General features: G+C 32.2%; 22 protein-coding genes. 6 read left to right on the top strand and 16 right to left on the bottom strand.

What is annotated here, in order from left to right:
* Positions 1-3 precede the first annotated feature (3 nt).
* From N1F78_RS02495 to N1F78_RS02510, 4 genes are all read right to left on the bottom strand, one after another.
* Positions 4-1,308 (bottom strand): dicarboxylate/amino acid:cation symporter, encoded by a 1,305-nt coding sequence (locus tag N1F78_RS02495; RefSeq protein WP_406684613.1) that lies wholly within the window; start codon positions 1,306-1,308, stop codon positions 4-6.
* 86 nt (positions 1,309-1,394) lie between these two features.
* On the bottom strand, positions 1,395-4,322 hold the full coding sequence (locus N1F78_RS02500; protein ID WP_406684614.1) for an FAD-binding and (Fe-S)-binding domain-containing protein: 2,928 nt from the start codon (positions 4,320-4,322) through the stop codon (positions 1,395-1,397).
* 5 nt (positions 4,323-4,327) lie between these two features.
* Positions 4,328-5,080: an enoyl-CoA hydratase/isomerase family protein gene (locus N1F78_RS02505; protein WP_406684615.1), complete on the bottom strand. Its 753-nt coding sequence runs from the start codon at positions 5,078-5,080 to the stop codon at positions 4,328-4,330.
* A 35-nt stretch (positions 5,081-5,115) separates the two neighbouring features.
* A complete protein-coding gene (locus N1F78_RS02510) occupies positions 5,116-6,051 on the bottom strand; it encodes a pyridoxal-phosphate dependent enzyme (protein ID WP_406684616.1) in 936 nt (311 codons plus the stop codon).
* Positions 6,052-6,158: 107 nt separating this feature from the next.
* Between N1F78_RS02510 and N1F78_RS02515 the strand changes: the two genes are divergently transcribed.
* The gene (locus tag N1F78_RS02515; RefSeq protein ID WP_406684617.1) at positions 6,159-6,464 is read left to right on the top strand and encodes a rhodanese-like domain-containing protein; all 306 of its coding nucleotides are present in this window, start codon (positions 6,159-6,161) and stop codon (positions 6,462-6,464) included.
* On the opposite strand, the gene N1F78_RS02520 is transcribed toward N1F78_RS02515, so the two are convergent.
* The 10 genes from N1F78_RS02520 to alaS all read right to left on the bottom strand — a co-directional run bounded on the left by N1F78_RS02520 (position 6,459) and on the right by alaS (position 17,933).
* On the bottom strand, positions 6,459-7,073 hold the full coding sequence (locus tag N1F78_RS02520; protein ID WP_406684618.1) for a DUF4230 domain-containing protein: 615 nt from the start codon (positions 7,071-7,073) through the stop codon (positions 6,459-6,461). The genes N1F78_RS02515 and N1F78_RS02520 overlap by 6 nt on opposite strands.
* A 174-nt stretch (positions 7,074-7,247) precedes the next feature.
* Positions 7,248-7,895: a response regulator gene (locus tag N1F78_RS02525; protein WP_406684619.1), complete on the bottom strand. Its 648-nt coding sequence runs from the start codon at positions 7,893-7,895 to the stop codon at positions 7,248-7,250.
* Positions 7,892-9,838, bottom strand: a complete 1,947-nt coding sequence (locus tag N1F78_RS02530; RefSeq protein ID WP_406684620.1) for a tetratricopeptide repeat protein — start codon at positions 9,836-9,838, stop codon at positions 7,892-7,894. Before N1F78_RS02530 ends, N1F78_RS02525 begins: the two co-directional genes overlap by 4 nt.
* Before the next feature lie 6 nt (positions 9,839-9,844).
* Entirely contained in the window at positions 9,845-10,129 is a 285-nt protein-coding gene (locus tag N1F78_RS02535) for a hypothetical protein (RefSeq protein ID WP_406684621.1), read from the bottom strand.
* 239 nt (positions 10,130-10,368) lie between these two features.
* Entirely contained in the window at positions 10,369-12,222 is a 1,854-nt protein-coding gene (locus N1F78_RS02540) for a hypothetical protein (RefSeq protein ID WP_406684622.1), read from the bottom strand.
* 57 nt (positions 12,223-12,279) lie between these two features.
* Complete coding sequence (locus N1F78_RS02545) at positions 12,280-12,813, bottom strand: DUF6252 family protein (protein WP_406684623.1); 534 nt, start codon at positions 12,811-12,813, stop codon at positions 12,280-12,282.
* A gap of 131 nt (positions 12,814-12,944) precedes the next feature.
* Entirely contained in the window at positions 12,945-13,391 is a 447-nt protein-coding gene (locus tag N1F78_RS02550; protein ID WP_406684624.1) for a hypothetical protein, read from the bottom strand.
* Between the two features lie 24 nt (positions 13,392-13,415).
* Complete coding sequence (locus tag N1F78_RS02555) at positions 13,416-14,126, bottom strand: DUF6498-containing protein (RefSeq protein ID WP_406684625.1); 711 nt, start codon at positions 14,124-14,126, stop codon at positions 13,416-13,418.
* A 64-nt stretch (positions 14,127-14,190) separates the two neighbouring features.
* Entirely contained in the window at positions 14,191-15,156 is a 966-nt protein-coding gene (locus N1F78_RS02560; RefSeq protein WP_406684626.1) for a GSCFA domain-containing protein, read from the bottom strand.
* A gap of 164 nt (positions 15,157-15,320) precedes the next feature.
* Complete coding sequence (alaS, locus tag N1F78_RS02565; RefSeq protein ID WP_406684627.1) at positions 15,321-17,933, bottom strand: alanine--tRNA ligase; 2,613 nt, start codon at positions 17,931-17,933, stop codon at positions 15,321-15,323.
* A 119-nt stretch (positions 17,934-18,052) separates the two neighbouring features.
* On the opposite strand from alaS, the gene N1F78_RS02570 reads away from it, so the two are divergent.
* The 5 genes from N1F78_RS02570 to N1F78_RS02590 all read left to right on the top strand — a co-directional run bounded on the left by N1F78_RS02570 (position 18,053) and on the right by N1F78_RS02590 (position 21,278).
* Positions 18,053-19,024, top strand: coding sequence for a M23 family metallopeptidase (locus tag N1F78_RS02570; RefSeq protein ID WP_406684628.1), 972 nt, complete (start codon positions 18,053-18,055; stop codon positions 19,022-19,024).
* Positions 19,024-19,353: a MerR family transcriptional regulator gene (locus N1F78_RS02575; RefSeq protein WP_406684629.1), complete on the top strand. Its 330-nt coding sequence runs from the start codon at positions 19,024-19,026 to the stop codon at positions 19,351-19,353. The genes N1F78_RS02570 and N1F78_RS02575 overlap by 1 nt, the downstream gene beginning before the upstream one ends.
* A gap of 88 nt (positions 19,354-19,441) precedes the next feature.
* The gene (locus tag N1F78_RS02580) at positions 19,442-20,029 is read left to right on the top strand and encodes a LemA family protein (protein ID WP_406684630.1); all 588 of its coding nucleotides are present in this window, start codon (positions 19,442-19,444) and stop codon (positions 20,027-20,029) included.
* Positions 20,029-20,466 carry a TPM domain-containing protein gene (locus N1F78_RS02585; protein ID WP_406684631.1) on the top strand — a complete coding sequence of 146 codons (438 nt, stop codon included), beginning with the start codon at positions 20,029-20,031 and terminating at the stop codon, positions 20,464-20,466. Before N1F78_RS02580 ends, N1F78_RS02585 begins: the two co-directional genes overlap by 1 nt.
* Positions 20,466-21,278, top strand: coding sequence for a TPM domain-containing protein (locus N1F78_RS02590; protein ID WP_406684632.1), 813 nt, complete (start codon positions 20,466-20,468; stop codon positions 21,276-21,278). The genes N1F78_RS02585 and N1F78_RS02590 overlap by 1 nt, the downstream gene beginning before the upstream one ends.
* A 1-nt stretch (position 21,279) precedes the next feature.
* Here the strand turns inward: N1F78_RS02590 and N1F78_RS02595 are convergent, their stop codons facing one another.
* Both N1F78_RS02595 and N1F78_RS02600 read right to left on the bottom strand, forming a co-directional pair.
* Entirely contained in the window at positions 21,280-24,054 is a 2,775-nt protein-coding gene (locus tag N1F78_RS02595; RefSeq protein ID WP_406684633.1) for a hypothetical protein, read from the bottom strand.
* Positions 24,055-24,162: 108 nt separating this feature from the next.
* On the bottom strand, positions 24,163-26,982 hold the full coding sequence (locus N1F78_RS02600) for an outer membrane beta-barrel protein (protein ID WP_406684634.1): 2,820 nt from the start codon (positions 26,980-26,982) through the stop codon (positions 24,163-24,165).
* Positions 26,983-26,985: the final 3 nt, after the last annotated feature.

Raw genomic sequence — 26,985 nt, forward strand, 5'->3', positions numbered from 1 at the left:
ATTTTAATTCTTAGGATAATTATCATCCCAGTTTTTCACATGAGGTTCTCCAAGTTTTCCAATAGACTTCCCTACCACCATTGAAACAGTAGCATCTCCAGTTACATTAACAACTGTTCTACACATATCTAAAGGTCTATCTACTGCAAAAATTAAAGCTAACCCCGCTTCTGGTATTCCTGCATACCCCAATACTCCAACCAACATAACCATACCAGCACCTGGTACCGCTGCACTTCCTATTGACGCTAATGTAGCAGTTGCTATAATCCCTAATTGAGTAGAAAAAGATAAATCCATACCAAAAGCTTGAGCTATAAACACTGCTGCTACCGCCTGATATAAACTAGTACCATCCATGTTAATAGTAGCTCCTATAGGTAATACAAAACTAGCTACTTCTTCTTCAACACCTAAATGTTCTGTAACACGTTCCATAGTTACTGGTAAGGTAGCAGCACTACTGCTAGTTGAAAAAGCTAACAATTGTGCTGGAGAAATCCCATTTAAAAAAAATAAAGGCTTCTTTTTGGTAAAAACCAATACTATGAAAATATAAACTGCAACTAAACAGATTAACCCTAAAATAACCGTTAATGCATACCAACCTAACGCTTTAAACAAATCAACACTAGGAGATTCTACAACTAATGCTGCCAGTAAAGCAAAAACTCCATAAGGTGCCGCAAGCATAATTAAATCTACCATTTTTAAAATGACTTCATTAAATCCATCAAAAAAACTTTTTACTGTTTTACTTTTTTCTTCAGGAATTAATATCAGCCCTATACCAAAAAATACCGCAAAGAAAATTATTTGAAGCATATTTCTATTACTGGTAGCAGCGGAAAAAATATTTTCTGGAACAATATCTTCCAATGCCTTTAAAGGACCGCTTTCTTTTTGCTCTTTAGCTGAATCTTTATATTTTTGAGTATCCCCACTATAATTTTCAACCATTTCCGCTCTAGTAACTTCGGTTATGGAGTTCCCCGGTTTAACAATGTTTACTAATACTAAACCTATTGAGACAGCAATAATTGTAGTTGTAATATAAATGCCTATGGTTCTCCCTCCCATTTTTGAAAGTTTAGAAATATCCTTCAAATCAGAAACACCTTTAATTAAAGCTGCAAGGATTAAAGGTATAGCAATTAACTTTAGAGAATTAATAAAAATTTTTCCAAATGGTTTTACCCAATCTTGAATTATTTCTCTACCTCCTTCCAAATTACTCATCAATAGGCCAACAATAATACCTACTAACATTCCCAATAATATTTTCCAGTGTAAAGCTAACTTCTTCATATTGCTATTAAATTTTATCTAGATTATAAACTTACGGATTTTACATTTATAAAAATTCTTAGGTTTGGAACATGTAATTAACTATGCTAATTAGAGACTAACGCCTCTTTTAAAATACTTATTGGGTGCTTAGATGTTCTCTGCGTACCGTCTTTAATTTGATGCCGACAACTAGTACCCGATGCAGAAATAATAATATGTTCTTCAGTATTTCTAATTTTTGAAAACAAGGAATCTTCACCTACTTGCATACTTAATGAATAGTGATCTTTTTCATATCCAAAAGATCCGGCCATTCCACAACACCCCGTATTCATGATACTTACTGAATAATTCTTTGGAAGATTCAACATTGCAAATATTGGCTCTATACTACTTAAAGATTTTTGGTGGCAATGCCCATGAATTTTAATTACCTGCTTTTCACTGGTAAACTGTTTTTCAGAAATATTTCCAGCTAAAATTTCGTTTTTTATAAATTCTTCGATTGTAAATGTGTATTCTGAAAGGTTATGGGCCGCCTCCTTATTATCCGCCAATCTTAAATATTCATCTCTAAAAGATAATATTGAAGAAGGTTCTATCCCTACCAAAGGTGTTTCTTTAGTTATTAACTTACTAAAAGTGTTTACATTTTTATTTGCTACTACTTTTGCTTCATCTAAAAAACCTTTGGATATAAAACTTCTACCACTTTCTTCATGATCAATAACATGTACTTTATAACCTAGTTTTGACAGCAACTCAAAGGTATCAATGCCAATTTGCACATCGTAATAATTAGTGAATTCATCACAAAATAAATAAACCGCTCCCTTGTCATACTTATAGTTTGAGAGCTGTTTTATATATTTTGAATGCCATTTCCTAAACGTAATAGGTGCTAATTTAGGGATGCTTCTTTCTGAAGCGATACCCAAAATATTTTTTGATAAAGTTGTATTTAAAATTGCATTAGTAAGTCGTGGAAATAAACTTCCTAATTTACTGTACTTAACATTATTTGCAAACATTTTTGTAGCAAATGACGGTGGGTTTTCTTTTTGATATTGATATAAAAACTCTGCTTTAAAACTTGCCACATCAACATTACTAGGACACTCACTAGCACAGGCTTTACAGCTTAAGCAAAGGCTAAAAACCTCTTTTAATTCTTTATGATTGAATTTATTAATTTTGTCTGATTGGGTTAAAAATTCCCTTAAAGCATTTGCTCTAGCACGGGTAGTATCTTTTTCGTTTTTAGTAGCCCTATAACTTGGACACATGGTACCTCCTGCAGAAACTGGCTTTCTACAATCACCTGAACCATTACACTTTTCTGCTGCTTTTAAAAGGCCTTCAGAATCTGAAAAATCTAAAAGAGAATCAATTTCAGGCTCTTTTCTACCCACTTCATAGCGTAATGATTTATCCATTGGAAAAGCCTCCACTATTTTGCCTTTGTTAAATACATTATTAGGATCAAAAACTTGTTTTATTCGCTTTAATAATTGATAATTTTCCTCACCAATCATTAAGGGTAGAAACTCTGCCCGAACAATACCATCACCATGTTCCCCACTAAAAGAACCTTTATACTTTTTAACCAGTTTAGCTGTTTGGGTCGTAATTTCTCTAAACAATTCAACATCTTTAAAATCTTTTAAATTCAAAATAGGCCTTAAATGAATTTCACCAGCTCCCGCATGGGCATAATAAACCGCTTTTTGCTTATAACTGTCCATCATTTTGGTAAACTCTGCTATGTAACTAGGTAAATCTTTTAAATCTACCGCCGTATCTTCAATACACGCAACTGCTTTAGAATCTCCAACAATATTACCCAACAGCCCTAAGCCGGCTTTTCTTAACTCACTAGCTTTTCTAATATCATCATTGTAAAGTTTTGGAAACGCATATCCGTAATTATTTTCTTTTAAATCTTCAATTAAATCATTTGCTATTTTTTTTAATTCTTCATCAGTTTCTGCCCTAACTTCAAGCATTAAAATAGCTTCTGGATCGCCCTCTATAAAAAATCTATTCTTTAATTGTTCTCGGTTATTTTTTGTGCAGTCTAAAATGGTTTTATCCAGTAATTCACATGAATACAAATTATGCTTCATGGCAATTACTGTGGCCTCCAAACTTTCTTGAACACTTGTAAAATGGGGTATTACAAATGCTTCCTTTTCAGGAGGGAGATTATCTAATTGCAGTTTAATAGAGGTTGTTAAAGCTAAAGTTCCTTCACTGCCACAAAGTAATTTAGCTATATTAAAATTGTTTGATAATCCGTTCTGAGAATTTTCATCTAATAAAGCATCAACGGCATATCCAGTATTTCTTCTGTGGATAGATTTGTTTGGGAATTCTTTATAAATTTCAGATTGTACCTTTGGGTTTGAAAGTTCTTTTGCAAGTGTTCTGCATATTTCACTTTCTAACCCTGACTCTTCTTGTTTTAATTTAATCTCTGACTGGGTTAAGGTTTTAAAAACCACCTCTGAACCATCAGATAAAATAGTTACTAACTCTAAAACCTTGTCTCTGGTAACGCCATATTTAATTGAAGTTGATCCAGATGAGTTATTCCCCACCATTCCCCCTATCATGCACCTATTACTTGTTGAAGTATTTGGAGAAAAAAACAAACCATAAGGCTTTAAAAAAATATTCAATTCATCTCTAATAATTCCAGGTTCAACAGTAATTGTTTTTGCCTCTTCATTGAAATCTAAAATATTTGTAAAGTATTTAGACACATCAACTACAATGCCATCACCCACACATTGACCTGCTAATGATGTACCTGCTGTTCTGGGTATAAGCGTTGTTTTATAAGTATGTGCAAAACTTATGAGTTGCTTTAAATCTTCTTTGTTTTTGGGTAACGCCACAGCTAAAGGAATCTTTCTATAAACTGAAGCATCTGTGGCGTAAATATGCCTATGTAAATCATTAAAAAAAAGTTCTCCAGAAATTTTAGAAGAAAGAGATTCTAGTGCTTTTTTAAGGTTTAAATCTTGCATAAAACTTACCTAAACCTTTTTAAAGTTTTTTTAGTAAACTTACTAAGTACCAATTTACCACTAATGGAAGCTCGCTGTGGTAATAGTTCCTCCCAATGACTTGTTCCTTCCCAAAAAACTTTTTTCATTTCTTTCAATGCTTCTGGGTTATAAGATGCTAATTTTTTGGCCAAATCTTCAACAGCCTGGTCTAGCTCTTCTGTGGTTTCAAACACTTCGGCATAGAGCCCTTTTTCTTTAGCCCAATCTGCAGAATAAAATGTTTCTGCATCAATTGTCATTTGAGACATTGCCGTTTTTCCAATTTTTCTTGAAACAGGTGGTTCAATAACAAAAGGACCAATGCCAATACTTAATTCACTTAACTTAATAGAGGCGTATTGCGTTGCTAAACAATAGTCTGTTGCCGACACCAAACCTAAGCCTCCTCCAACAGTTTTGCCTTGAGCTCTACCAATAATAAGTTTAGAGCATTTACGCATAGCGTTAATAACATTGGCAAATCCAGAGAAAAACTTTTCCCCGGTATTGGCATCTTCAATAGCAATTAACTCATTAAAGCTTGCACCAGCACAAAACGTTCTGTCTCCACCGCTTTTAAGAACTATAACTTGAATATTTTCATTGTTACCGGCCTCATTAATTGTTTGCTCTAGCTTCAATAATACTTCACTGGGCATTGAGTTTCTGTTTGGATGAAAAAACTCAATAACCCCTATTTTATTCTGAATTGTTAAACTAACATATGGTTCTGTCATGATTGCAAATTACAATAATTAGTAAAATTATTTAATTAAAAAGGTAAATTAGAAACATCTACATTTCCACCTGAAATGATTACTCCTACTTTTTGCCCTTTAATATTTTCTTTATTTTTTAAAACAGCAGCAATTGCAACTGCGCTTGAAGGTTCAACCACAAGTTTCATACGTTCCCAAATAAGTTTCGTAGCGTTAATAATTTCATTTTCTTCAACTCTAATAATACCTGCAACATGCTCTTTTATTATTGGGAAATTTCTATCACCTAGATTAGTTCTTAACCCATCAGCTATAGTATGTGTTGTTCGATTTAATTCTATTTTGCCAGATATCAAAGACCTATAAGCATCATCAGCATTAGCAGGTTCTCCGGCAATTACTTTACATTTTTCTGAAAAACTATTAGCCGCTAATATGGTACCTGCTAACAAGCCTCCTCCACCAACAGGTGTAAAAATATAATCTAGATTAGGGTAATCCTCTAACAACTCAATTGCTGCAGTTCCTTGTCCATGAATAACATCATCATCATTTGAAGGGTGAATAAAGGTTGCACCTGTTTCTAGTTGTATTTTATCTGCTTCCATTTCTCTGGCTATGGCATTAGAATCACATTCTTTAATAATACCACCATAACCCAAAACAGCTTCTTTTTTTACTTGAGGTGCATTTTCTGGCATAGCAATAAATGCCTTTACCCCAATGCTTTCAGCTGCCAAAGCCAGTGCTTGTGCAAAATTCCCTGAAGAATGTGTAACCACACCTTTACTTTTTTGTTCTTTGGTTAAATTTAAAATTGCATTTGTTGCACCACGCATTTTGAAAGCTCCCATTTTTTGAAAATTCTCGCATTTAAAAAATAATTCAACCCCTGTAATTTTATTAAAAAAATGTGAGGTTAACACAGGTGTTCTGTGAACATATGGCTTAATACGATTGTGAATTTTTTGTAAATCAGTCTTATTCATTTTTGGGATTTTTCACCAATAATTTTAGTTGAATATACTAAAATTACACAGTAACTCTTGTTACATTACTTTAATAAATTAAAAAGACTTTTGTTATAAAATAAAGAATGAAACTATTAAGTTATTTATTTGGCTATAAAAAGAAAAAGATTGAAGATTTTAAAAGCAGAGGTGCCATTATTATAGATGTAAGAACCCCTAAGGAATTTGCTCAGGGCACTATTAAAAACTCTACAAATATTCCGTTGCAACACTTAAACTCTAAAATTGATGAACTTAGAAAACTTAACAAACCTGTTATAACCTGTTGCGCCAGTGGTATTAGATCTGGTAGTGCCAGTTTAATTTTGAGATCTAATGGAATTGAAGTTTTAAATGGTGGTAGTTGGCAAAGTTTGTGTAAAAAACTATAGTTTTAAATTTTGAAGCGACTCTAAAGTAGTCATTGATGTTTCATTATATTTAAGGCTCCACCCAAATGAATTGGTTAGAATATAAAACTTAGAAAGCTCACTAATTAATCTGTTTTTTGCATTTTTTTTCAATTCGGAGGCTTCAATTTTTTTTACCAACGAAGTATTTACAGAATTTTTGATATCATTATAGTCTTTGGCTTCAAAAGGGTTAAAAAAGTCTGATTGTATATCGTAGTATTCTAAATCTGGGCTAATACTTATTTCTTCCTCTGGAATACTTAAAATATGAAGCGTCTTATTTTCATTATCTACATGAAACTCTATTTTACTTAAATCATATGCAATAGAAACACTTGCATTTACAACTACCAAAGCTTTTTTCTCTGATGTGTAATATGCTCCCAAAATTTCTTTAGAGTTCTTATAGTTTAATACTTCGCTAAAATGCCCTTCAGTTACCACTAACTTTCCAACTTGCTTTATTTGCTCCTGAATAAGCATGGAGCTTTCTTGAAGTACTATATTTTCTTCCTTTTTATCATCGCAATATTTGAAAGTGAAAAGAATGACTAAGGTAATAACAACACCGAACAGAATTTTACGCATGCTCTAATTTAGAAATAATTTTTCAGTCAGATAAAAACCTGATACCCTAAAACAAAAAAACATCAGTTTCCTTCGACATAAGAAGTCTAACCAATGCATTTAAGTAATGTATATCAACACCACAAATATATGGACTATACTTAACTGTTAGATTAATTTAAAGTTAAACTAAATTTAAATTAAATTATTCTTTTTCGCTTTATGAACCGCTTCTAATTTGTTATGAACTTGAAGTTTTCTATAAATATTTTCAATATGTTTTCTAATAGTTCCTTTTGATAGAATTAAATTATCAGCTATAGCACTATAACTTAGCCCCTTACTTAAATGTTCTAAAACCTCAATTTCACGATTTGTAAGAGATATATTTTCATCGTCGCTGTCTTCAAAAACTATCGGATTTCTTAACAGCTTAAGTGTTTTCATAGCTATAGAAGGGTTCATGGCAGCACCTCCTTTAAGTGTATCCTTAATACCTTCATACAAATCTTTTGGATTTACTTCTTTTAGTAAATAACCATCTGCCCCAGCCTTAATAGCATTAAAAATATTCTCATCATCATCAAAAACAGTAAGCATTATAATTTTTATATGAGGATATTTTTGTTTTACCACTTCCGTGGTCTCTATACCATTTTTAACGGGCATTTCTATATCCATTAAAACAAGGTCTATATTATGATTTTCTTGCAGTTTCTCCAATAATTCACTGCCATCAACGGATGTGAAACTTACCTTTATATCATCAAAAAATGACAATTTTTCTTTTACAGCTTTAATTAAAAAGCTGTTATCATCTGCTATAGCTACTTTAATAATCATACACTTAAAATAATGGTTGTTCCCTTCCCTTTTTCACAATCAAAAGTGATATTAGCATCAATATCAGACGCGCGTTTTTTCATGTTATTAAGTCCGTTACCTTCTTTAATGTCATTTAAATCAAAACCCTTTCCATCATCTTTAATTGAAAACACCACTTTATTATTTTTATTTTCAATTAAAATATCTACACTAGATGCCTTGGCGTATTTAATGGCATTATTTATAGCTTCTTGAATAATTCTATAAACATTCATCCCTTTTACCGACGTAAACACCAACTCTTTTGAAAGCGCTTCATCAACACTGAAATTGAAGTTTAAATCTGATGCAGACACATTAGCTTTATCTATAAAGTTTGAAATACGTCCTTGTAAATCTTCAAGAGTAATTACATTCTTATTCATAGCCCAAATAGTGTCACGCAATTCATAAATAGTCTCCTTTGTAAATGAGCTTATATCAGTCAATTTTCCTTTAAGTATATCGTTGGAAATTTTAAATCCGTACTGTAAATTCTCTATAGACGATATTATAAAGGTTAATTGCGCACCGATATTATCATGTAAATCTCTTGAGATTCTTAAACGTTGGTCTTGAAGTTTATTGTGAGTTTCAATTTCTACTAAAGCACGTTTAAGTTCATTTTCTTTTTCTAGCTGCCTATTTTTTAATTTTTGCTGATTATAGAGCAGATAACCTAAAATAAATAACAATGCCGCAAGAGCAACTAAACCAATAATTTGAGTATTCTTTCGGTTTAACTTAAGTTCTTTTTCAGCAATTTCTGCACGTTGCGTCTGAATTTCTTTTTCTCTTTCGGCAGTATCATATTTCTCATGAATTTCAGCAACTTCTTTAGTTATTCTACTATTATAAATAGTATCGTTTAAAGATTTATAAAGTTCCTTATAGAACATTACACTATCGGGAATCCTTTTATAGGCATAATAGGACGCCATCTTATCATAAGCATCCATTCTTAATTCATTAATATTGAATTTTTCAGATAGACTTAGGCCATCGTACAGATAGTTTTTTGCTCTGGTATAATCTTTTAAATCTATATACAAGCCCGCAAGGTGTAATGATGTGCTGGTAATACCGTAATTATCTTTCAACTCTTCCCTTAACCTTAATGCTTTAGTATTATACTCAATGGCCTTGGTGTATTTTTGCATGTCATGTAAAATACCGCCATAATTATTGTATAGACCAGCCAATTCTTTTTTGTAATTATGCTTTTCGGCTAAATCAATACTCCTTAAATAATACGATTCACTTTGTACAGTATCTTTTAAAAATAAATAGGCATTTGCAATATTGTTATAAGTTCTTGTAAGACCTAAATTATCGTTAATGCTTTTGTTAACCTCAGCAATTTCAAGATGAGTATCAAGTGCCCTTTGATATTGTTTTAAACCTCTGTAAATATTAGCTATGTTAGTTTTTATATATGCAACATAACGCGTGTGATTCTTGTCTTCATAGATTTTTAAAGCCTTTGTTGCATAAAAAATTGCAGAATCTAACTTAAATGTATTCTGATGAATAAGTCCAATTTTATTAAAAAGCGCAGCAATACCCATGGTATCATTCAATACATCCCTAATTTTCAAAGAGGTTCTGTAATGCTTTAATGCTTTGGCATAATCAGCTAAATCATAATGGAGAATTCCAATATCATTATAAGCTTGTGCTTCGCCAGATTTATTATTAGTTTCTTTAGAAAGTTGCAAGGTTAAATTGCCATATTTAAAAGCGGAATCTTTAGAAATTGTCCTGTAATACCAGCACAAATCACTATAAGCTTTTATCTTTATGGAGTCTGACGGTTTACTATAAATAACCTGTTTAAGGCTGTCAATTATCTTTGAATTATCTTGGGGGAAACAATACGAAGCTAACATCAAAAAAGTAAGTGAGAGTAACTTTCTTTTCATATAATATTATTTGCTTTTCTCAAATATAAACTTTTGAAGTAAAAGCATTTGTTTTATAATGTCAAAAAAACGAGTTAACAGAACAGCGTTTATATCTTCGGCAATTATATTTTTTTGGTTTAACATATCACCCCTTTTCATTGCTAGCTTTAATTTGATGTTTAATTCATCTGTGATTAAATCACCCCTAAACTTTAAACTAATTGTATTTTTCTTAATGATAACCATACATATTAGCAATACTAAAATGCTTAAAAAAATCACTATTTCAAAAGCTAAATTAAAACTCATCCCTGATTCTCTTTATTTTGAATTAGGTGAAAAATTGCCATAAAAAAAACACCAATTGCCTCTCCTTTTTTAAAGGATATTAGCAATTGATGTTTTTGATATGAACTGATTAATAGCATTTTAAATCTACAATTATATGTAATATGTTAGTTAAATTTTCGATAAACTGTTATTAAAAAAGATTAAGCGCAATAAAATAATTTACTACGCCTAATCGAACAAATCTCAACAACAAGATTTTACTTATTTAAATTGTAAGCACTTATATTGTTGCTCTTGTCTTTAAAATAAAGGAAGCCTGCTATATCATCAACCTCATACATTGGATTTTTATCTTCTATAACAACTTCACTCATGGTTGAACCAGTATCTTTATCAACTTTTACTAATGCTACACCTCCATCAACCTTTGTCAATATAAACGAGGAATTGGCGGTGGCTTTGGTGGCTTTAAAACGCTTCATCATTTCTTGAAAAGAGGCATCTGCAATTGCAGCATAAGCATCAGCAGCGTTTTCTTCTCTTTGTACCGCCGAATGGTAGGAAGGAACTCCTGCACCCTTCATATAACCCGCTCTTGCCGAATGTGCAGCTCCCATAGTCATTGAAGCTGCCGTTAAGGCTCCCATTAAAATTGCTCCAAAAGCACTTTTCCCAGGAGCTCTATGGTAAACATCCCAATTGGCTCCACCACTGAAATCTAACATTTCTAAGTTCTGATCTGATGTTAATAGAATACCGCTTTTTCTAACTTCTATTCCCGTAGGATCTTCTTTCCCTTCAAAACTAATATCATTGGCAATTAAATTATATTCACCATTATTACCATCTACTTCATAAACACCATCCTTACAAGTGATTAGAAAACGATCTCTAGTAGAATCATAGACCGAGGCAACAGCAGCTGAACGCTTATATTTTATAGCCTTACCAAATACAGATTCTCCTGTTGACATATCAATTATATCTGTATCTGTTTCAGAAATATATAAAAGCCCCTTTGGAACAGTTGCCATAATTTGTATACCTGGTCCAGTTTTTAAAGGTTTTTTCCAACGTGGTTTTCCATCAAAGGCTACTTTGTTTATACCGCCATCTGATACTCCGAAAATAATACCATCATCTTCTACATAGAAATGATTAATAAGTCCTTTAGTCTTTGGTGATTTATCCCATAGGTCTGCCCCAGAATTCAAGTCTAACAAATACACTTTTGAAGTCCCCGAACCTTTTAACTTACTGGCTAATTTGCTGCCACCACTTAAAATATTGGTTACTATTGCCAAACCATGTTTAGTAAACTCTATTGTAGAGATAACACCCTTTATTTTATTACCTTCTGGCCATAATACTGCTCCACTATCAGAATTTAGTTTATAAACCACTGTGTTATCTCCCTTTGAACGGAATGCATACACCTCTTTTGATGCTTCATTTGTCACAATACTAGTTGCATTTTTAACATCAGCCGTCCATTTAACAGCTCCTGAATTAATATCATAACACTCCACGTTCTTTAATCCCGGAATAATAATATTACTTCCTATAATATCTGGCTGACCTGTCATTGGATTAGATGGCTTGCGCTCAAATATATTAACCAATTTCCCAGTTTTTAAATCATATAAGCCTACACCCGCCCTATACTGACCAAGACCTTCTTCCTTATGCATGCCGTTAACAACAAACATCATTTCCGGATCTAAAAAATGTCGGCTTGTAACACCGTTTTGCCATTTCTCAGCCTTAGAATCGAAAACAACTTTACCCTTAACCACATCCACCACTACTGTATGCATAAACATACCCCTTGGCTTAACAATTAGGTATGGTGTATTAGGAACAAATTCTAAATGTTCTTCTTTTACACGTTTTAAACGTTCTATTTTAAAAGACACTTCAGTACTATTTGGGCGAATTCCTGCTAGAGCTTCCCCTGTAGAAGCCAATAAAGTTCCAGATTCATGAAGAATCATCCATTTAACCTGACCATCAAAAGCATATTGATAATCTGCAGTAGTTTTCTGAGTCCATCCTGCGTGCGCTAATAACATTACCATTACTAGCATCACTATTTGTTTTAAATTTCTCATTGTTGAATTTTGTTTTAATTAAGAATTAACACTATATAGTATATAACCATATGAAGCTTACTTTGATAGATTGAAGGAACCATCAGTAATACTCTTTACTGAACCGTCTCCATTAACATTCTTACCAGTAAAGCTAAAAGTCCCAATCACCTTGGTATCTGTCTCTTCAGATATAGATACAGAACCTACTTCTGTATTATCATAAGGTGCTTGCCAAATTTCTGTTGTAGATGCTGTTGGGTTACTTAAGTTAACATCTGTTTCTGTGTAAGATGATGTGTTTGTTACGGCTAAATCAGCACCCGTTAATTTATAAGTTCCTTCTCCAGTATATCCGAATATGGTAATAGCAAAAGCATTCCCATCACTATTAGAAGCAATAATTACAAGGTTTTTGTTTACTCCAACATCAACTATTGTAGCCGAAGACGAAATTTCCATTGATTGGAAAGAAGTTCCATCAATTTTAGCTGTTAAAGTGCCTGAAGGCGCATTTGAAGCACCTCCTGTGTCATCGTTATTTGAACACGATTCAAATGTTAGCAATATCCCAACCAAGAGGAATAGCATAATTTTTTTTAGATCTCTCATTATTCAATTTTGTTTAAAATTAATAGCATTTCAAAATTGCAATTATAAGAGACTCTAATCAATACGACGAATTGCGTATATTTAATTGTAAGCCTTAAAAGGTGTTAATAAAAACTTAGTCTAGTTAATAATTAATCGAATAAAATCAATTTACCAATTACCATTAGAAAAGAGATGGCTATGAGTACAATAACCCTAATAAAAAATTGGAGTCCTTTTTTTGATATTTGGGCCTGCTCCTCGGCCGATTTAGATTTAAACTCAGCTATGATATTTTGATAACTCTTTTCTGTACCTAGGGTATACCTAATTACGGGAAAAGCTAAGGCCACAATTGCCAGACCAACAAACTTACCAACAGCTCTTCCAGAACGTCTACCAAAAGCAGATTTGAACATTTTGTTTAATTCTCTTTCAAAATCAGGCACAAAGGTTAACAGCAAAAAGAAAATACTTAGAAGAATTAACATAATGGCTACCGCATTTAAAACAGTTCCCATTTTTTTGGCTGTATCAGCTTTCCCTTGTGGTTCTAATTCGTAGTATTGATTACAATAAAGCGCCTTAAATACATTCATAATTCTATGGTTTTATCTATTGATTTATTCCGAATAAAGTATCAATTGCTTTCTTAATTCTTCTTTTGAAGTTTTGCCGTCATACATTTTATCTACAATTCTATCTAACAAAGCTTCGTTTTCTCTAATAGCTACTAAGAAAAAATCAACAGCAGCTCTGATTAGAATTAATAAGATTGCTGCCATTACATCAGCATTTGAAAACATGATAAAAAACATAGCTAGAATAACTGCAAATTGTTGAATTAAAATTCTAACATAGGGTTTAAACATTATTTCTTCTGGAGTAAACTGCAAATATTTTTTAGGCAGAATAAAATCAAAAATATATTTGGCTAATTGGGTTGTAAACAGCAACCCCATGATATATTCTATACCTTCTAATTTAAAAACGATTCCATAGTTTGTTATTAAATGAAAAGGTTCTTTAATTGAAATGACATCGCTATCCCCCATAAGTACAAAAACAAAAATAGATTGCACCGCAATAAAAAAACCATAATGAATAATAAAAAAGGGAATTAAAAAAGCAATTGATTTTTCAGACTTATGATGCCTTGAGGAAACATACATTTTAAATGTGTTAAATACACCAATAATGATAGTTTCTAAAAAATAACCAAACAACACCGTATAAGGTTCTATTTTACCAAAATATAAAAGCAATAAAAGCGCAATTATATTGGTCCAAGCAAAAGAATTATATCGATTAGGCCTAAATATTATTGAATACATATAAGTTTAAAAAGGGCAATTTAACAAGTCCCTTAGATTATAAACATACGTAAAAAGTCGTATTTTAAAAACTTATATGTGGAAATTCAGATTGAAGTTGCTTTTGTTTTTCTTTTAAATTTTGAAGAAACTTTTGATGTGCTTCGGAATTGGGATTGAAAGATTTATGTTGAAGCCCTTTTTGAACAGAACCAACTTCTTCCATGGTTTTTTGTGCCTCTGAAGTCATCCAAACTTCATTAAATTTTTCCCAAATACAATTAACTGCCGTTTGATTTGGATGGATCATGTCTTCGTTATAAAAACGATAATCTCTTAATTCATCCATCATAATTTCGTAAGATGGAAAATAAAAGGAGTTAAAATTTTTTACTAATGATTGTTGACTTAAAAATTGATGGATACCCGTAATTAAATGCGCTTTACTTTGGTTATTCTCAACAAAACCATCTTTTAAGTGCCTTACCGGAGAGACCGTAAAAATTATTGAAGTATTTGTGTTTATACTTTCAATTAAGTTAACTATCCTTTGCAATGAACCTACAACATTGTCTACTGAAAGTAATTCCTTTGAAAAGTCTTTCTGCACCACTTTATGGCAGTTTGCAACTACCTGGTTAGATTCTATATTTCTATAAACCCAAGATGTTCCCAAAGTAATAATGATATGAGAGGAGCTTTTAACCTGATTTCTTAATACTTTAATTTGTCCATTTAAGTCATTAAGAAGCCATTCCTTAGAAGTATTACTTAACTTTGAATGTACATCATAACAATGCCATTGCTCATTATTGAAAAAAATATCATTATCAGTATATACTTTTCCTTGTAAAGCATTTTCAACCAAAGTCTCAATAGCTTTTGGATGAAATAAAATTCCAAACGGATTTACAACAGATTGATACTTATAATAATCTAACTTCTCACCTATATTCTCAACAAAACAAGAACCTAACAATAGAATATTAGATTCATAATCTATTAAATTATTAGATTGTTTAGATAGTGGTATTTTGGTTTGAAAGTTCATTTAACAGATCCTAATGTAACATATTAAGCATTTACAAGTCTAACATAACAAATCAACTAATTATGAAAAACAAAAAAACGTATTCAACCCTAAAAACTAAACTTTTAAAGTTTTATAGATGTGAATTAAGAACATTTAATAAAATGCTAGGAATTAAATAATTCCTACTTCACAAACTCCTTTGCCGCAACTAACGCCTCTTCAATACCTCCGGCATTTTTACCTCCGGCGGTAGCAAAAAATGGCTGTCCACCACCTCCTCCTTGGATGAATTTCCCAAGTTCACGTACCACTTGTCCTGCATTCAATTCTTTACTTTCAACCAACTCTTTAGAGATGTAACAAGATAATAAGGCTTTGCCATTTTGCTCAGCACCTAGTAATAAGAATAAATTATCAAACTGACTGCCCAATTCAAAAGCCACATCTTTAATACCTGCAGCATCTAAGTCTACTTTTTTAGCCAAAAATTGAATGCCATTAACATCTGTCAATTGACTTTTTAAATCGCCCTTAATATTTTTAGCTTTATCTTTTAAAAGTGCTTCTATTTGCTTTTTTAAGTTAACATTTTCGTCTTGTAAATTTTGAAGTGCTTTTACTGGTTCTTTGGCATTGTTAAGCAAATCTTTCATTTCAAAATATGCCCGATTGTTTTCATGATAGAAATCTTTAACTGCATCATTGGTAATCGCCTCAATACGTCTAATTCCAGCAGCCACAGCGCCTTCTGAAACAATTTTAAAATGCCAAATCTCTGATGTGTTTTTAACATGTGTACCACCACAAAGTTCTACAGATTGCCCAAAACGAATTGCCCTCACGGTATCACCATATTTCTCACCAAATAATGCCATGGCACCTTGTGCTATAGCCTCTTCCATTGGAATATTTCGATTCTCCTCTAAAGGCAACTTACCATCAATTCTGGCATTTACAAAATTTTCAACGTCTCGTAATTCATCAACCGTTAATTTTGAAAAATGTGAAAAATCAAATCTTAAATATTTTGAATGCACAGCACTACCTTTTTGCTCAACATGGGTTCCTAAAACCTCTCTTAAAGCTTGGTGTAATAAATGTGTTGCTGTATGATTACATTCCGTTCTGTAACGTTGTTTTGAATCAACTACGGCCTTAAACGTTTCATTTAAATGCTTTGGAAGGTTCTTTGCAAAATGTATAATAACATTGTTCTCTTTTTTGGTGTCTAAAATATAAACTACATCTCCATGAGAATCTTCTAAATATCCTTTATCTCCAACTTGCCCACCACCTTCGGCATAAAAAGGTGTTAAGTTGAATACCATTTGATACATATCACCTTCTTTTTTAGAAGTTACTTTTCTGTATCTAGTAATTTTCACATTAGCTTCAAGAGCATCGTACCCTATAAACTCCTGTTCTGCATCTTCAGATAAAACAGTCCAATCATCAGTAGACATCTCACTGGCAGCACGAGAACGTTCTTTTTGTTTTTGTAATTCCTTTTTGAAACCTTCTTCATCTAACTTATACCCTTTTTCACTTAAAATAAGTGAGGTTAAATCTATTGGAAAACCATAAGTATCATACAACTCAAAAGCCTTTTCTCCAGAAACGGTTTTACTTTTAGTATCATCAACAATTCTATTTAAAAGTATTAAACCTTGATCTAATGTTCTTAAAAACGAATTCTCTTCTTCTTTTATAACATTTTGAATTAATTGCTTCTGAGATTTCAACTCTGGAAAGGCTTTTCCCATTTTCTCACTCAAAACATCAACTAACCTATAAATAAAAGGCTCTTTTTTATCTAAGAATGTAAAGCCATAACGCACTGCACGACGCAAAATCCTTCTAATCACATAACCTGCTCCAGTGTTACTTGGTAATTGTCCGTCTGCAATAGAAAATGCCACGGCACGAACATGATCAGAAATTACACGAATAGCTATATCTACCTTTTCATCCTTTCCGTAATCTTTGTGACTAATGGTTTCAATTTCTCTTATTATTGGTGTAAAAACATCAGTATCATAGTTACTTTTAACACCTTGTAGAACCATACATAGACGCTCAAAGCCCATTCCTGTATCTATGTGCTTATTAGGAAGTGATTCTAAGGAACCATTGGCTTTTCGGTTATACTGCATGAATACCAAGTTCCAGATTTCAACAACTTGGGGATGATCCATATTTACCAAATCTTTCCCATCAACCTTGGCTTTCTCTTCAGCAGAACGTATATCAACATGAATTTCACTACAAGGTCCACATGGCCCTTGGTCGCCCATTTCCCAAAAATTATCCTTTTTATTACCTTTTAAAATACGGTCTTCAGATATATGTTTTTTCCAAAAATCATAGGCTTCATTATCCATAGGAAGATTATCGCCTTCATCTCCTTCAAAAACTGTTACATAGAGAATATTTTTGTCTATTTTAAAAACTCTTGTAAGCAATTCCCAAGCCCAAGCAATAGCTTCTTCTTTAAAATAATCACCAAAACTCCAGTTACCTAACATCTCAAATAAAGTGTGATGATAAGTATCATAACCTACTTCTTCTAAATCGTTATGTTTCCCAGAAACACGTAAACATTTTTGAGTATCGGCTAGCCTGTTATTTTTTGGTTCTGCATTGCCTAAAAAGAATTCTTTAAACGGTGCCATACCAGAATTTACAAACATTAAGGTAGGATCATCTTTTAACACCATAGGTGCAGATGGAACTATACTATGCTTTTTATCTTCAAAAAAACTTAAAAATTTAGATCTTATCTCTTGTGACTTCATTGACAGCCTATTTTATTTAATTATATAAATTGCAAAACAATTTATATCTTTGGTCGTTAGCATTAAGAATTCAAGCATAATCTTGAATTATTCGATGCAAAAATAGTATAAATAACGTAATGAGTAAGGTAAAATATTATTACGATCCAGAATCACTTTCTTACCGTAAAATAGAACGTAAAAAAAGGCGTACTTTTAAGTTTGCTCTAGTCTTTTTTTTAGCAGCTGCCTTATTTGGTTTTGGGATTGATTTCATTGCCAGACAATATTTTGAATCTCCTAAAGAAAAAGCTTTGAAGCGTGAGTTGCAAAACATGGAATTGCAATACCAGCTACTTAATAAACAGATGTCTGAAGCTGAAGCCGTTTTAGCTAATGTAGCTGATAGAGATAATAATATTTACCGCGTTTATTTTGAAGCTAACCCTATACCTGAGGCTCAGCGAAAAGCTGGATTTGGTGGTATTAACAGATATAAAGACCTTGAAGGTTTTGACAATTCTAAGCTTATTGTTGAAAGTAAAAAGCGCTTAGATATTTTACAAAAACAAATAGTTGTTCAATCTAAGTCTCTTGACGAAATTGCAGTTCTTGCAGAGGAAAAAGAAAAATTACTTGCAGCTATTCCTGCTATTCAACCAGTAAGTAATGAAGATTTAACTAGAATGGCATCCGGATACGGCATGCGTTCAGACCCATTTACCAAGGCTAGAAAAATGCATTGGGGGATGGATTTTACGGCTCCCAGAGGCACTCCTGTTTACGCATCTGGTGATGGAAAAGTTGTTAGAGCTGATTCTCGAGCAACTGGTTACGGAAAACATATTAGAATAGATCATGGTTTTGGGTATGTTAGTTTGTATGCACATTTATACAAATATAATGTTAGAAAAAACCAAAAAGTAAAACGTGGTGACTTAATTGGTTTTGTTGGCAGTACAGGACGCTCACAAGCTCCTCATTTACATTATGAGATTTTTAAAGATAAAAAACGAATTAACCCTATAAATTTCTATTACGGCAGTTTAACGGCAGAAGAATTTGCTAAACTTTTAGAACACGCCTCACTAGAAAACCAATCATTAGACTAATGCATATAAATTTACCTGAAAAACGATATTATGGTATTGGTGAAGTAGCTAAAGCCTTTGGCGTTAACACCTCTTTAATACGTTTTTGGGAAAAAGAGTTTGATATTCTTAAACCAAAAAAAAATGCAAAAGGCAATCGTAAGTTTACTCAAGAAGATATTAAAAACCTTAAGTTTATTTTTCATTTAGTCAAAGAACGTGGTTTTACTTTAGAAGGTGCTAAAATTCATTTAAAAGAAGAAAAGAAAGCTGCCTTAAGTAACTTCGAGATTGTTAGTAAGCTAGAGGACATTAAGGACCAGCTAATTAAAATTAAGGAACATCTCTAATTAAAGATTATCTCTTTTTTTGTAACTTTTTACTCAATTAAGTGTCAAATATTTAACCATTAACAAATAATATTAAACTAGTTATATCATGAAGAAATTTTTACCATGGATTATTGTTGGAATTGTAGTATTTAGCCTATACTCTTGGGGAAAAGGGTTTAATAATACGGCTGTTGAACACGAAGCTAATGCTAAAACTGCTTGGTCCAATGTTGAAAGTGCCTATCAGCGTAGAGCAGATTTAATTCCAAACCTAGTGGCTACAGTAAAAGGTTATGCCGCTCATGAAAAAGAAACACTGGAAGGTGTCATTAATGCGCGTTCTCAGGCTACAAAAACGACTATAGATGCCAATAACTTAACACCTGAAACTATGGCTCAATTTCAACAAGCTCAACAAGGTTTAAGTGGTGCTCTATCGAGACTTTTGTTGACAGTTGAACGTTACCCTGATTTGAAAGCGGATAAAAGCTTTTTAGAACTACAATCACAATTAGAAGGCACAGAAAACAGAATCAATGTAGAACGTAATAAATACAATGAAAAAGTGAATATTTATGACATTCATACCACCAAATTTCCAGGAAAATTATTAGCCGGTTTGTTTGGGTTTGAAGAAATGCCAAGATATAAAAGTGATCCAGGAAGTGAAAAAGCACATAAAGTGGAATTTTAATGTCTAAAATTGAAGCATTTCTTTCTCCTGAAGAAGAACAAGATATTGTTGAAGCCATTCGACGAGCAGAATTAAATACCTCTGGTGAAATTCGAGTTCATATAGAAAAAACCTCAAAAGGCGACGCTACCAAGAGAGCATTAGAGGTTTTTTACACCCTTAAAATGGAGAATACCAAAGAACAAAATGGGGTGTTAATTTATGTTGCTGTAGAAGATAAATCTTTTGTAATCTATGGAGACAAAGGCATAAATAATGTGGTTGCAGATGATTTTTGGGATAGCACTAAAGATCTTATTCAATCTCATTTTAAATCTGGAAATTTTAAGCAAGGATTGGTTGATGGTGTTTTAATGTCCGGTGAACAATTAAAAAAATATTTCCCATATACTGATTCTGACACAAACGAACTCTCTGACGAAATTTCAAAAGGCTAATGCGAAAATTAAAACTCACTCTTTTTTTTATTTTACTAATTTTTGGAATAAATCAAGTTGTCTTTGCTCAATTTGACATCCCTGAAAAACCCGAGTTTCAAACTAGTGTTTATGATTATATCAACTTATTAGAATCGTCTCAAAAAAATAGTTTAGAGGGAAAATTGGTTAAGTATTCCGATACTACCTCAACCCAAATTGTTGTTGCCATTATAAAATCAACTAATGGAGAAAACATCAACTTTTTAGGAGCACAGTGGGGAGAGAAATGGGGTATTGGTCAAAAAGAAGAGGATAACGGTATTCTTATTTTGTTAGCAAGAGACGACAGAAGGATTGCAATTAACACCGGCTATGGTGTTGAGCATCTACTAACTGATGCCATGTCTAAACGAATTATTGAACGAGACATTATCCCATTCTTTAAACGAAGTGACTATTATGGCGGATTAAACAGAGGAGCTGATGCTATTTTTGAAGTCTTAACTGGCGAATACCAAGGAACACGACAATCTGATAATGATTTTCCTATAGGTTTCTTTTTAATCTTCCTATTTATTTTTACCATAATTCTTATATCTATTTCTAAAAACAAACGTAACGGTGGTAAAGGAGGTAACAGAGGTAATAGAACCGATGGCACCAGTATTCTTGATGCCATAATACTGAGTAACATGGGACGTTCATCAAGCAGTGGTAGAAGTGGCTGGGGAAGTTCTGGAGGTGGATGGTCATCAGGTGGTGGCGGTGGCTTTGGAGGCGGCTTTGGCGGTGGTAGTTTTGGTGGTGGTGGTGCTTCAGGTGGTTGGTAATTTATTTCTCCAATTTTTCATCAACGGAATAAGTAGTTTCATAATATCCTAATTTACCATCTTTAGAAACACTCTCAACAATAACAAGCACATCTCCTATATTATCATCATTAAAAAATTCTAATTCAGCATTTCCATTTTCGTCGGTTTTTAAACTGGGTTCCCAATGTATTACGGAACGTAAATCTGGAATACTCCAATCATTAATGCTTTCAGATTCATATTTGGGTGCATAAAATTCTCGTTTTGGAGCAAAACTTGGAATTGAATTTTTAAATATACCATGTGTACGTTTTATACTAAACAACCCACCCTTTGAATAGGTGTAAATGCTTATAAATGAAATTTGTCGAATTTTTCCCCAAAAATCTGGGGATTCAGGAAGGACGTCCATTAAATACTTCCTCTTATTTTTGGGGTTCCTTAAAATCTCCACACTTTTAATTTCCTCCGTCGGCAAATCATCTAATAAATCGTAATGCCTCATTGTTACAGGTATACCATCAATTAGAAAAATTGTAAAACCTCCATTCATTACACTAGCTCTTAAATAGCCTCCGTTAGGCCCCACCCTACTTACTACAATATCCTCAGGATAATTAAACATTAACACACTAAATAGCCCATAAGACCATTTCTCAATCTTACTGTGCAATTCCTTATCCTCTATAACAATATCTGGTGGCCCGTGCAGCTCCATCATCTTTTCGCGCTCTGGTGTTAATTTATAACCCGTTAATTCTACTTCATCTAAAATTTCTGTTCCTTCAGCTAATTCAAAAGCTTTTTCTTTATCTATTCGCTTTATATTTTCTTCTATATATAAATTAAAACTATCTGCCAATTGCACCTTATTTTCCTCTTCATAATTTACTTTGGGTGTTATCACCTTATCTACATTTATGGTATAGTCTCTATTATGCCCTCTATGGTTTTTGGTCTGTATTAAATATTCCAAATTGTCCTCATAATTATCTGCCAGATTGAACTTAAAGTGTCCAATATTATCTGCTTTGGATAAAAAAACCTGTTTCTCTTCTTTCCCAAACGTCATTAATGTCAGTTCTAATGGCTTCTTCCATTTTTTCTTTTGGTTTGAATACTCTTTTATGCTCCCCGATATCATTAAGCCCCTCTCTGGCTCTGATGTAAACTCAACAGACTCTTCTTCAGGTTTATAAATATAATTACGCCATCCCTGAGTTAACATTAATGCATCCATATCAAAATACCTATAAAGATTCTTATCATCAAAATAATAATTTGGACTTTCTATAGCTCCTCTTAACTCTGATTTTAACAGAAAATGGGACACTATATGATGTCTGTTGTTATGCATCTCTCCCAGTTGTTCTTTATTAAGTACTAATACCGATGTATTGGTTTGCAATACCGTACTATCTTTAGATTTTGTTTGGATATTGATAATGGTTTTATCTCTCTGACTGTAATAATCTATATGTGGGGTAGCTTTTATGTTTATTCTATCTTCTACATAATTAAATACTAAACGCTCGCACATTAGCTTATTTTGGTTATCAAATACCGTAATGGTTATTATGCCTTCTGGCAAGGAGTTTCGTTTTACAACTATATTAATTATACCTTCTTTAAATTGCAGTTTTATATCATGGTATATTATACCTCTTGATTGTACTTTAACATTTAAACTATCGGTTTTTGAAAAATTTGATCGAATAGCTATTCTAAAATAATCTTTAAACGTTTTGGTTGTTAGCACATAGCCTTTTGGATGAACTACTGGCAACTTGTATTTATAAGTTAAACCATTAGCTCTTTTAATTTTTGCAAAATATTGTTTATTTATATCTGAGTGTAAATAGCAAATACCCATGCCTAATGTATTACTTTTAATTTCTGTTATTTTCTTATCATCTTGGTCTACTATTATTCCTGACACTTCTATCCCTTTGTTTTTATAATCTAAGGCCTTAAAGCCTAAAGTGCTTTGAAGTCCATCTATTAACTTTCCCCCTTCTGGAAAAAACTGCAAATCTAAATACGCCTTATCTACTACAACTGTCTTACTATAAGTACTTAAAAAGCCTAAGTTATTATTCTTTAGTTTGATAGAATCTAACTGTAAATCCATCTTGGTTTTTACAACATCCTTAGGAAGCTTGGACTTAAAACTATATAACCCATGTTTATCTTTTTTTATCTCTATGGAATCTTGCCTGGTTTCAAAATCTAAATGTAGTGTAAGCTTACCTCTATACTTAGGATTGATGACTCTGGGGTATACCTTAGCTGAAAGCTCTAATTCTCGTTCAGAGTTCTCGCTAATCACAACATCCCTTATAGCTTGGTCTGTAACAAGTAACCTTTCTGAGGAATATACATCTATATACTCTCTTGTTATTAAGTCTATGTCAAAATTCTTATTCCATTGTGTGTATGCGCGTATCATATATCCACCTGCTGGAAACCTCCCTCCTAAATCAAAAAAACTATTGGCTATACCTTTTTCTAACTTAATGAGTTTTTGATCTACAATTCGTTCATCAAAATCTATTAATTCAACATGTAATACCTCACTTAAATTTGTTGGCATATGGTTTACATCTGTAACTATAGCTTTAAACCAAACTATTTGGTCTGATGTGAAAACTGTACTACTTAATTGTAAATAAATCTTCTCTGAATAGGAGATCTTGGTGGGTGTTATAGGTAGGCCTTCAATTTGAGCAAGTAATGGGTTGTTCTTTAAAAGAAAAACAACTATTACTAAACTTACAAATACGCCTTTTTTCATAATATAACCTTAAATTTACTACAAAAAAATTATCCTATAAAGGTTAGCTTTATAGGATAAATATTAAATAATAGAAAGAAAGAAAAAACAACCAAATTCTTTATTCCATTATCTCACTATATAACCTCTTCCGCCTCTAACTTCACCAGCTTTACCTAGTGTATTGAACTTCCAACTAAAGCTCAACATAAAATATTGTTGCAATACCGTACTTTGTCTATCTTCAATAAAATTTTGATTAACAATTCGTCTTGCATTAGTGTTTTGATTAAGTAAATCATAAGCTTTTAAGGTTAAGGTAGCTTTATCTTTCATAAATGAATAAGCTAAGGTAGAATTCCAAAACCAAGCACTTTTCTGGAAACCATCAGCTATATTTGGATTGTAATTATACCTCATTGTATTTCTCCATTCTAAACTCTTATTTATATAATTTGTAGTATTTATATAGGCATTATGAACGGTGAATTTTTGATCAGTAAATGAGTCTATATCAAATGAATTATCAGTAAACGATGAATTATAATGTACCCCGAGTTCTGTTACATCCTTCCATACAAACCTTACTCCCAATTGAGGCCCAAAACTCTTAGATAAGGTGGCATATTGTACATCATTATTATAATTTATAAACCTTCTATAATTATTATTTAAACCTACATTAAGATTTATTGACTTTAAACTATCAATCTTTATTTTTTTTCCATAACCAAGATTCCCATATAAACTATAACCTCCATTTACATTTTCATAGGTAGTTTCTCGCACCAAGTCTTCACTAATGGTTCTCTTAGAGATTATATCATTGTTTCTTATACTAGAGCTTATATAGGCATAAAGATTCTTTCCTTTTTGAAAATCGTTAGCTCTATAATAAAGATTTATGTAATGGTTAGTTTCCGGTTTAAGCTCAGGGTTTCCAATAACCACATTTAATGGATCTGTAACATCTACAAAAGTTTGCAACTGGTTTAAGCTTGGAGCATTATTATTTAAATTATATCTAACATTTAAGGAAGTTTTCGGACTTCTGTAATTTAACCTGTATCGAACTGCAGCCGCATTAAACTTTCGCTTCAAATCAAATTCCGGCCTCAATTTATCTTTATTTTCTAATGTTCTTGAAATAAAATCTGTCTTTATTGAAGTTGACCACTTTTTCTTTTTATACTCTAAAGCTAACGTGGGTGTACTGGTAATATTTGCATATTCAAAATCTGAATTAAATGCAGTATTGGTAGTTGGTTCATATTGTCCGGTAGTTTCATTTAGGTCAAATGATGTTCTTTTGTTTTCTTTAGTATTATCTCGGTAACCATATGTAACATCTAAAAACAACTCTTTAGCTTTTAATGGCAATCTATAAATTGCTTCAAAAACAAAAGTTTCGTCTCTATTATCCGTTAAACGACGTTGATTAAGATTTATAGTTTCTGGAGAATCACCTAAAATACTCACCTCGTTATCTAATATATTTTCATCATCGGTTTGAATGAATCTATTAAAAACATTAAACTTTAAAAAAGATCCGTTTTTACCTAAACGCTTAGTTATATTAGTATTATTTTGAAATTCATTTTCATCAGTTTCTGTAAAGGATTCACTCAAAGATGAATTAATAAGTTCATTTACTTCATTAAAAGAACTTTCAGAACTGTTAAAATCATTAATGCGATTTATTCTTCTTAATTGTGGACGGAAGGTAATTAACAACGTAGAATCTATCTTAATTATAAAATTTGAATCTACACCATGTTGTTCAGCACTTTGATTTGAAGTTGAACTTGAACTTGAAAAATACCGTCCATCTGGCAAAATATTTTCACGCTCTGAAATGGTTTCATTAATATTATCAGTATTAGACACGAAATAGCTAACTGATGCATCAACAGTTTCCCCCCAATCATCTACATAGTTCAAACCGTAATTTCGTGATACTATATTACCATTAAGATTATAGTTGAAAAGCTGGCTTCTTGTGTCATATGTTGCCCTACCTCCAAACATCTTATCTATTTCGCCATAACTAAACCCTGGCTCATTAATATTATTACCACCAGAAAGAATACTTAAACGTAAGTCATCGTTAAACTGGTTATACATACCTGCCATTTGGTAACGTTTATCTGTTCCTGCTCCGGCTGATAGACGACCAAACATACCTTTATTATGATCTTTTTTAATAACTAGATTTACAGTTTTATTTTCCCCACTTCCTTCTTGCCCAGCAAAAGCTTCGGCATCTGTTTTTGTATCAGATACTTGAATTTTTTCAATAATCTCTTTACTTAAATTTCTTGTGGCTATAGTAGGGTCATTTCCAAAAAATGGCTTACCGTTTACCAATACCTTATTAACAACCTTCCCATTAACCTTTATTTGACCATTAGCATCAACCTCAACACCTGGTAGTTCTTTTAATAAATCTTCAATATTTGCATCTTTCCTAGTTTTAAAAGATTTTACATTGAATTCTAGTGTATCTTTTTTTATTGTAATTGGTGCTTGAGATTTTACTAAAACAGCGTCAAGCGTATTTGTACTCTCTTTAAGTATTATATTTCCTAGATTTATTATTGGTTTATCAATTTTAACGCGTTTATGAAATGTTTCAAAACCTATATAAGACACAAAGAGATTTGCTTCTTTATCATTAGTCTTATTTTCTAAAACAAATTTCCCCTTACTATCAGAAATAGTATAAGTGATTAATGCACTATCTTTTACACGCTGTAAATAAACTGTAGCCGATTCAAGAGGAGTTTTATCTATTTCCGAAGTTAAAACTCCTGTAATTTCAAAAGGTTTTAAAAGTGATTTTGATTTTTTAGTCTCTACAACATTATTTGATAATACTTGAAAAGATTGAGATTGGGCAAAAGACAAACTCATTGTAAATACGAATAGTATTATAAGAAGGTGTTTCATGTT

It is taken from the genome of Seonamhaeicola sp. MEBiC01930, assembly GCF_045277075.1.
Taxonomy (GTDB): Bacteria; Bacteroidota; Bacteroidia; order Flavobacteriales; family Flavobacteriaceae; genus Seonamhaeicola.

Bases quoted from the DNA above. Each gene is read 5' to 3' on its own strand.
- N1F78_RS02495 (WP_406684613.1), bottom strand. From the start codon at position 1,308: ATGAAGAAGTTAGCTTTACACTGGAAAATATTATTGGGAATGTTAGTA.
- N1F78_RS02500 (WP_406684614.1), bottom strand. From the start codon at position 4,322: ATGCAAGATTTAAACCTTAAAAAAGCACTAGAATCTCTTTCTTCTAAA.
- N1F78_RS02505 (WP_406684615.1), bottom strand. From the start codon at position 5,080: ATGACAGAACCATATGTTAGTTTAACAATTCAGAATAAAATAGGGGTT.
- N1F78_RS02510 (WP_406684616.1), bottom strand. From the start codon at position 6,051: ATGAATAAGACTGATTTACAAAAAATTCACAATCGTATTAAGCCATAT.
- N1F78_RS02515 (WP_406684617.1), top strand. From the start codon at position 6,159: ATGAAACTATTAAGTTATTTATTTGGCTATAAAAAGAAAAAGATTGAA.
- N1F78_RS02520 (WP_406684618.1), bottom strand. From the start codon at position 7,073: ATGCGTAAAATTCTGTTCGGTGTTGTTATTACCTTAGTCATTCTTTTC.
- N1F78_RS02525 (WP_406684619.1), bottom strand. From the start codon at position 7,895: ATGATTATTAAAGTAGCTATAGCAGATGATAACAGCTTTTTAATTAAA.
- N1F78_RS02530 (WP_406684620.1), bottom strand. From the start codon at position 9,838: ATGAAAAGAAAGTTACTCTCACTTACTTTTTTGATGTTAGCTTCGTAT.
- N1F78_RS02535 (WP_406684621.1), bottom strand. From the start codon at position 10,129: ATGAGTTTTAATTTAGCTTTTGAAATAGTGATTTTTTTAAGCATTTTA.
- N1F78_RS02540 (WP_406684622.1), bottom strand. From the start codon at position 12,222: ATGAGAAATTTAAAACAAATAGTGATGCTAGTAATGGTAATGTTATTA.
- N1F78_RS02545 (WP_406684623.1), bottom strand. From the start codon at position 12,813: ATGAGAGATCTAAAAAAAATTATGCTATTCCTCTTGGTTGGGATATTG.
- N1F78_RS02550 (WP_406684624.1), bottom strand. From the start codon at position 13,391: ATGAATGTATTTAAGGCGCTTTATTGTAATCAATACTACGAATTAGAA.
- N1F78_RS02555 (WP_406684625.1), bottom strand. From the start codon at position 14,126: ATGTATTCAATAATATTTAGGCCTAATCGATATAATTCTTTTGCTTGG.
- N1F78_RS02560 (WP_406684626.1), bottom strand. From the start codon at position 15,156: ATGAACTTTCAAACCAAAATACCACTATCTAAACAATCTAATAATTTA.
- alaS (WP_406684627.1), bottom strand. From the start codon at position 17,933: ATGAAGTCACAAGAGATAAGATCTAAATTTTTAAGTTTTTTTGAAGAT.
- N1F78_RS02570 (WP_406684628.1), top strand. From the start codon at position 18,053: ATGAGTAAGGTAAAATATTATTACGATCCAGAATCACTTTCTTACCGT.
- N1F78_RS02575 (WP_406684629.1), top strand. From the start codon at position 19,024: ATGCATATAAATTTACCTGAAAAACGATATTATGGTATTGGTGAAGTA.
- N1F78_RS02580 (WP_406684630.1), top strand. From the start codon at position 19,442: ATGAAGAAATTTTTACCATGGATTATTGTTGGAATTGTAGTATTTAGC.
- N1F78_RS02585 (WP_406684631.1), top strand. From the start codon at position 20,029: ATGTCTAAAATTGAAGCATTTCTTTCTCCTGAAGAAGAACAAGATATT.
- N1F78_RS02590 (WP_406684632.1), top strand. From the start codon at position 20,466: ATGCGAAAATTAAAACTCACTCTTTTTTTTATTTTACTAATTTTTGGA.
- N1F78_RS02595 (WP_406684633.1), bottom strand. From the start codon at position 24,054: ATGAAAAAAGGCGTATTTGTAAGTTTAGTAATAGTTGTTTTTCTTTTA.
- N1F78_RS02600 (WP_406684634.1), bottom strand. From the start codon at position 26,982: ATGAAACACCTTCTTATAATACTATTCGTATTTACAATGAGTTTGTCT.